We start from the raw sequence: 5,728 nt of genomic DNA, 5'->3' as shown, positions 1-5,728 counted from the left end.
CTGTTGACTCAAACGCAACAATCCGTAGAATGCATCCCATACCGCAACGGAGAGTTACTTTCTTAAGCGGTAAATCGAAAGAAGGCATGGCGCGTTGGCAGAGTGGCTATGCAGCGGATTGCAAATCCGTGTACCTCGGTTCGACTCCGGGACGCGCCTCCATTCGATTTGATCTGCGACACTAGCTCAGCTGGTAGAGCGCAACCTTGCCAAGGTTGAGGTCACGAGTTCGAGCCTCGTGTGTCGCTCCAAATTTTGTAAAAGTAGTCACGTTACATTGGCAGACTACTTGTAAGATGGTGTCTAACCGCTCTTATTAAGAGCACATTGGTTAGGAGCATCGCAATAAAGAATTGCGTGCCCTGGTGGTGGAATTGGTAGACACAAGGGATTTAAAATCCCTCGGCGTTCGCGCTGTGCCGGTTCAAGTCCGGCCCGGGGCACCATCTATTAAAGTCTGCATTTATGCAGCAATGCGACACTAGCTCAGCTGGTAGAGCGCAACCTTGCCAAGGTTGAGGTCACGAGTTCGAGCCTCGTGTGTCGCTCCAAATAAGAAGCCTCGTCAGAAATGACGAGGCTTTTTACTGTCTGCGATTTATGATGATATATCTGTTGTTATACGGCACTAGCTTAGTTGGTCGAGTGCGACCTTGCTAAGGTTGAGGTCACGCCTGTTCCTTGAAAATCGGGAGCCTCGTGTGTTGCTCCAAGCTTTCCCCCCAAATACATAGCCCCGTCAGAAATGACGGGGCTTTTTACTGCCTGCGATTTATGACGATACCTGTTGTTATACGGCACTTGCTTAGTAGGTTGAGCGCAACCTTGCCAAGGTTGAGGTCACGCCTGTTCCTTGAAAATCGGGAGCCTCGTGTGTCGCTCCAAGCTTTTCCCCCAAATACATAGCCTCGTCAGAAATGACGGGGCTTTTTACTGCCTGCGATTTATGATGGTATCTCTATTTTCATGCGGAACTGAACTTATTCACCTCCACTCCATCCTTGTCATAAACCACCGAACCGTTTTACAACTTCCCTATGACTGTAAGTGCGACTTACAGAACCTAATTGGTTGTAATGCATTAAATTATTTACCTTAAGTGCTATCTAAACAAAGGTAAGGTTTACGTAATATGAAAACAAAAATCGCAGCACTTTTACTCACCGTATTATTCAGTTCTTCGTCTTGGGCAGTGTGCAGTGGTGGGAATGTCATTACTGATGCTGTCGAAGGCGCTGTTGTCGGTGGTGTTGTAGGCGCAATCGCAGGAGATACAGCAACTGGTGCAGCAGCGGGTAGTGCACTTGGTGTAGTGGGTGGTGCTTATGCTGATGTGGAGTGTGATGATGCAATAACAGATGCCGTTATTGATGAAGTTGAGTACCAAGATGACTTGGATTACATCGAAGCGGATATTCTTCTTAGCGAATAACTCAGTTGAAACGCATAAACGAATGATTACAAACTGTCACTTAAGTTATTGTGATGTAAGTGCCTTTGCCAAGGAGTGGTAAAGGTCGTATCGACATGACAGTCCAGCACCAGCTTTAAAATTGCTAATGGTAAATATCTCATCTTCAGGTTGTTATTCTTGTAACTCTTTTCCGCTTATCATTTAATGTAAACAATCAGTTAACATTTGGTGAGGCGTGTCATGAAGCTTAATTGCGATATGGGAGAAAGTTTTGGCCCTTGGCTTATGGGGCGTGATGATGCTGTTATGCCATGGATCAATATGGCAAATATCGCCTGCGGCTTTCATGCTTCCGATCCTGATGTAATGGCTAAAACGGTTGCTTGTGCTTGTCAGTATGGCGTCGAAATTGGTGCGCATCCTGGTTATAACGACAAGGAAGGGTTTGGCAGGCGAAGTATTCCCCACAGTGCAGAATCTATCACACAGCTGGTGGCGTATCAGGCGGGTGCGTTAAACGCTATTTGCCAATTGCACGGTCAACAAATTAGCTATGTGAAGCCGCATGGTGCTTTATATAACGATATGATGGCGGATGAATCTATTTTTATTGCGATATTAAAAGCGATAGCAGGGATGAATTCAGGATTTATCCCTCCGATAAAGCTCATGGTTTTATCGCGACCTGATAACCAGAACTATCTGCGTATTGCCGAGCAATATAAGGTGGCGTTGTTATTTGAAGCCTTTTCGGATCGTGCTTACACGCCAGAAGGTTTTCTTGTTCCACGTTCTCAGCCTGAAGCGGTTTACCACAATCGCGATCGTATCGTGCAGCAAGCGAAAGAATTTACTCAAGGTTATGTCACAACCTCTGACGGTTCGAAGCTTCAACTCAGAGCGGATTCGCTTTGCGTCCATGGCGATAACGATGCCTCAATCGCCTTAATTCAGACGCTGCATGAGGTGATCAAACCATGATGCGTATTGAGCGAATATCAGAAACAACCTTGATGGTTTATTTTGCTGACAAGATAGATGTTGAGCTAGCGGCTAAAATCGCGCATTACGTTCAACGGATCAAGGAGGTGCTATCACCTGCTGTGGTTGAGATAACCCCATCGTATTGTTCGTTGTTATTACAACTATCCCCTGAACACTGTGCCGAGCCTGAGATAGGGCGATTTATTGCCCAGTTAGAGAAAATCTATCAAGATTGTGATTTTATGGGAAATAGTAAAAAGCTCAGCAAAACAGCTGTATTGCAGGGGAAGCAAATTGTTTTGCCTGTGTATTACGATGTGAGTGTAGGGCCTGATTTAGTGACGGTAGCTGAGCATGCGCAAGTAACGATTGATGAAGTAATCCGTTCTCACAGTCAGCAACGTTATACTGTTTGTGCTATTGGTTTTGCTCCGGGGTTTGCTTTTTTAGCGTCCGTTGATGCGCGTATAGCGACACCTCGTTTAGTAACTCCTCGCCATTTTGTTCCTGCCGGAAGTGTAGGAATAGCGAACGAACAAACGGCCATTTACCCTGCAAATTCTCCTGGGGGATGGCAGATTATTGGTAATTGCCCGCAGTCTCTCTTTGATCCAAATACTGATCCTATGTCACCTTTTGATATTGGTGATCAGGTGCAGTTCGAACCGATCGATCGTCAAACGTATATCGCGCTAGGTGGGCAGTTATGGCAACAATAAATGTACTCAAAGCTGGCATGCATACCTTAATTCAAGATGCAGGGCGATTGGGTGTTGCTGCTGTTGGTTTAAGCCAAGGTGGCGCTGCCGACATGCATGGTTATTGCTGGGCGAATTACTTATTAGCGAATGATGCGAATGCCCCGCAACTCGAAATTACATTTGGTCAGTTAAGTATTACAACAGATGCGAATATTTGTTGTGTATTAACGGGGGCGGATTGCAGTGCGACAATTAGCAGCGAGTCAGTAAATGGCGCTGCAGTTATACCGTGGCAGACATTTGTATTACGCCAGGGTGAAACTCTGTCTTTAGGATATCCTCGAGCTGGATTACGAACATATTTAGCGGTCAAAGGTGGATTCAATGTAGTGCCTGTACGAGGTAGTGTGTCGACAGTAGTACGTAACCAGTTAGGCGGTTTACTGCATGAAAAGCAGCACGGGCAGCAGCAAGGGTTACCTTTAGCCATTGGTGAACAGCTATCTGTTAGCGAGGCGCATCATGTTCCGAAGGGTGACTTTTTGCCACTTTCAGCACCAAGTCGATGTATTCCCGATTACAGCCAACCGTTAGTTTTACGGGTGATTGAATCGTATCAAGCTGAAAAGTTTTCTTCGACGTTTAAAACGCACTTTTATACTAACAGCTATACATTGAGCCCCCACAGTGATCGAATGGGATGCCGTTTTGAAGGTGAGTCGCTAGGGGAAGAAAGCCAAGGGATTATATCAGAAGGGATTGCATATGGTGCTGTGCAGCTACCACCTGATGGGTTACCCATTGTGATGATGAATGACAGGCAAACATTAGGGGGATACCCGAAAATAGGTTGTGTAGCACGTGTAGATATGGCTAAACTGGCTCAATCGCCACCGGGTAAAGTGGTGAGGTTTCAGCGTGGTGATGTCAGTTTGTTAACGCAAGAATGGCAACAGTTTTCGCGCTTCTTTGGTCTGTCTTTTTAGGAGTAGCAATGTATATCTTTGGCTATGGTAGCTTGATCAATGATCATTCCCGTTCACGAACAGGACAAACAGGCCGTGCAACACCAGCAATGGTGAATGGCTTACAGCGTCACTGGAGCAAAGTGGATGGTAGCTACAAAATTTCGCCATTGATTGTCGTTCCTGAAGCAGGGCAATGCAATGGGGTTATTGTCGAGGTAGACAGATCTGCGCTGGCTGAATTTGATAAGCGAGAGCATGGTTATCACCGAATTAAGATTGATAGCCAAGATGTCGCGCTACAAAACTGTGAACAATCACTTGCTGGTGATGTGTGGGTTTACGTGAAAGATGAACCACTCGCACCTTGTGCCGTCCAGCCTATCATGCAGACCTATGTAGATACTGTTTTAGCTGGCTGTTTATCTATCTCTGATTCTTTTGCCGAGTATTTTGTCTCTTCAACCCAAGGTTGGCATCACGCTTTCGAAAATGATCGTCATCAGCCTAAATATGGCAACATGGCAGGGGTTGTTGATGCTCACCTGCCGATTATTGATCAGCTTCTTCGTTCTGTTCGCGTGTAATCCCGATGGCAAAACCAAATAAGAAAGGCCCAACCAAAACCGTAGACGTGTATTGTGCTAATTGTAAAACACAGTTATTTAAATATCGTAAAGGCGGCAAAGGTGCGTTAGTTAAATGTTTTAAAGAACGTATAACAACAGATTTTACGGCTAAAGCCTGTCATTGCCCTCAGTGCGAGACTGAATTTGCGCGAGATACTTTGGTAAGAGGTACGCCAGCCTTTAAAATGATTGGTGGCAAAGTGTTTGCTAAATAATTGAAAAAGCCAGTACTGATTGCTACTGGCTTTTGTTATTCGGGGTATGCTCATTACTTGGTTGGCGTAGCTTTTGCTGAAAGGGTTGGTGGACATTCTTTTTTCATGCTAACCAATTCGGCTTCTAATTTAAGGATATTGCGCTTATATTTTGCTTTGACCAATTGGTAATCAAGGCTCGGTGCAAACCACATATCTATTTGCCTATCGTCTACTTCTGTTTGTCTTACTTTTAAGGTCTCTACCTCACCATAGCGCGTGGTGATTTTTTCTGATCCTAATACTTCAAAGAAATAGTGACTAACCTTGCTTGTACTTTGCATCTTGAAATCAAATTTCGTTTTGCCTTGGATCAGTAATAAGCGAAGTTGTGCACCAAGAGTATCCCCATCAAGCAGAGGGAAATCAGGGTCATTATACTGGGTGGTTTCACCGTCTTTTATAATGGTTGCTTGCTGGCCGTTGGCGCTAAATGTCCCTGTGGCTTTACGTGAAAGTAAGCCCGTTACGCTCTGATTAAAAGAGTGGGTAATAAATGATTGTTGTGCATCAGACCATTCCATTTCGGTTTGGTTTTTGTATTTACTCGAGGTGACTAAAACATCGGCATTCCCGTAGGCATACACTTTTGCTTTATTACCACGCCAATGTACATGTCGAGACAGCGTTCCTACTTTTAGGCCACTGAAGTACAGCTGATAAGTCAGCGTTTTATTGCACTGATGAAGCTCGGGCAAAGGGATGGCTTGCACAGAGAAGTTAGGCGAAAAAAGAAAGATAAGTATGATAAAAAAACGCAAAAAAACCGTCCTAAAAATGA

General features: G+C 44.8%; 7 protein-coding genes and 4 tRNA genes. 10 read left to right on the top strand and 1 reads right to left on the bottom strand.

The window, feature by feature from the left end:
* Window positions 1-88 precede the first annotated feature (88 nt).
* From ASV53_RS18945 to ASV53_RS18900, 10 genes are all read left to right on the top strand, one after another.
* Window positions 89-162: transfer RNA gene (locus tag ASV53_RS18945), tRNA-Cys, on the top strand.
* Window positions 163-175: 13 nt separating this feature from the next.
* A tRNA-Gly gene (locus ASV53_RS18940) sits at window positions 176-251 on the top strand.
* 108 nt (window positions 252-359) lie between these two features.
* Window positions 360-446: transfer RNA gene (locus ASV53_RS18935), tRNA-Leu, on the top strand.
* A gap of 29 nt (window positions 447-475) precedes the next feature.
* Window positions 476-551, top strand: a tRNA-Gly gene (locus tag ASV53_RS18930).
* A gap of 581 nt (window positions 552-1,132) precedes the next feature.
* Window positions 1,133-1,432 carry a YMGG-like glycine zipper-containing protein gene (locus tag ASV53_RS18925; protein ID WP_094958240.1) on the top strand — a complete coding sequence of 100 codons (300 nt, stop codon included), beginning with the start codon at window positions 1,133-1,135 and terminating at the stop codon, window positions 1,430-1,432.
* Between the two features lie 222 nt (window positions 1,433-1,654).
* Window positions 1,655-2,395 (top strand): 5-oxoprolinase subunit PxpA, encoded by a 741-nt coding sequence (locus tag ASV53_RS18920; RefSeq protein WP_094958239.1) that lies wholly within the window; start codon window positions 1,655-1,657, stop codon window positions 2,393-2,395.
* Window positions 2,392-3,117, top strand: coding sequence for a 5-oxoprolinase subunit PxpB (gene pxpB / locus ASV53_RS18915; protein WP_094958238.1), 726 nt, complete (start codon window positions 2,392-2,394; stop codon window positions 3,115-3,117). Before ASV53_RS18920 ends, pxpB begins: the two co-directional genes overlap by 4 nt.
* Entirely contained in the window at window positions 3,105-4,085 is a 981-nt protein-coding gene (locus tag ASV53_RS18910; protein ID WP_094958237.1) for a 5-oxoprolinase subunit C family protein, read from the top strand. Before pxpB ends, ASV53_RS18910 begins: the two co-directional genes overlap by 13 nt.
* A gap of 8 nt (window positions 4,086-4,093) precedes the next feature.
* A complete protein-coding gene (locus tag ASV53_RS18905) occupies window positions 4,094-4,651 on the top strand; it encodes a gamma-glutamylcyclotransferase family protein (protein ID WP_094958236.1) in 558 nt (185 codons plus the stop codon).
* Between the two features lie 5 nt (window positions 4,652-4,656).
* Window positions 4,657-4,908: a hypothetical protein gene (locus ASV53_RS18900; RefSeq protein ID WP_094958235.1), complete on the top strand. Its 252-nt coding sequence runs from the start codon at window positions 4,657-4,659 to the stop codon at window positions 4,906-4,908.
* A gap of 53 nt (window positions 4,909-4,961) precedes the next feature.
* Here ASV53_RS18900 and ASV53_RS18895 read toward each other — a convergent pair.
* Window positions 4,962-5,728: DUF3108 domain-containing protein (locus tag ASV53_RS18895; protein WP_205049212.1), on the bottom strand; the 767-nt coding region annotated here is incomplete at its 5' end.

Source organism: Photobacterium sanguinicancri (assembly GCF_002265265.1).
Classification (GTDB): Bacteria; Pseudomonadota; Gammaproteobacteria; order Enterobacterales; family Vibrionaceae; genus Photobacterium; species Photobacterium sanguinicancri.
Note: the sequence above shows the minus strand (reverse complement) of the source record. Positions and strands in the feature narration are given on the sequence as shown.

Coding starts and splice junctions, on each gene's coding strand:
- ASV53_RS18910 (WP_094958237.1), top strand. CDS start 3,105: ATGGCAACAATAAATGTACTCAAAGCTGGCATGCATACCTTAATTCAA.
- ASV53_RS18920 (WP_094958239.1), top strand. CDS start 1,655: ATGAAGCTTAATTGCGATATGGGAGAAAGTTTTGGCCCTTGGCTTATG.
- ASV53_RS18925 (WP_094958240.1), top strand. CDS start 1,133: ATGAAAACAAAAATCGCAGCACTTTTACTCACCGTATTATTCAGTTCT.
- pxpB (WP_094958238.1), top strand. CDS start 2,392: ATGATGCGTATTGAGCGAATATCAGAAACAACCTTGATGGTTTATTTT.
- ASV53_RS18900 (WP_094958235.1), top strand. CDS start 4,657: ATGGCAAAACCAAATAAGAAAGGCCCAACCAAAACCGTAGACGTGTAT.
- ASV53_RS18905 (WP_094958236.1), top strand. CDS start 4,094: ATGTATATCTTTGGCTATGGTAGCTTGATCAATGATCATTCCCGTTCA.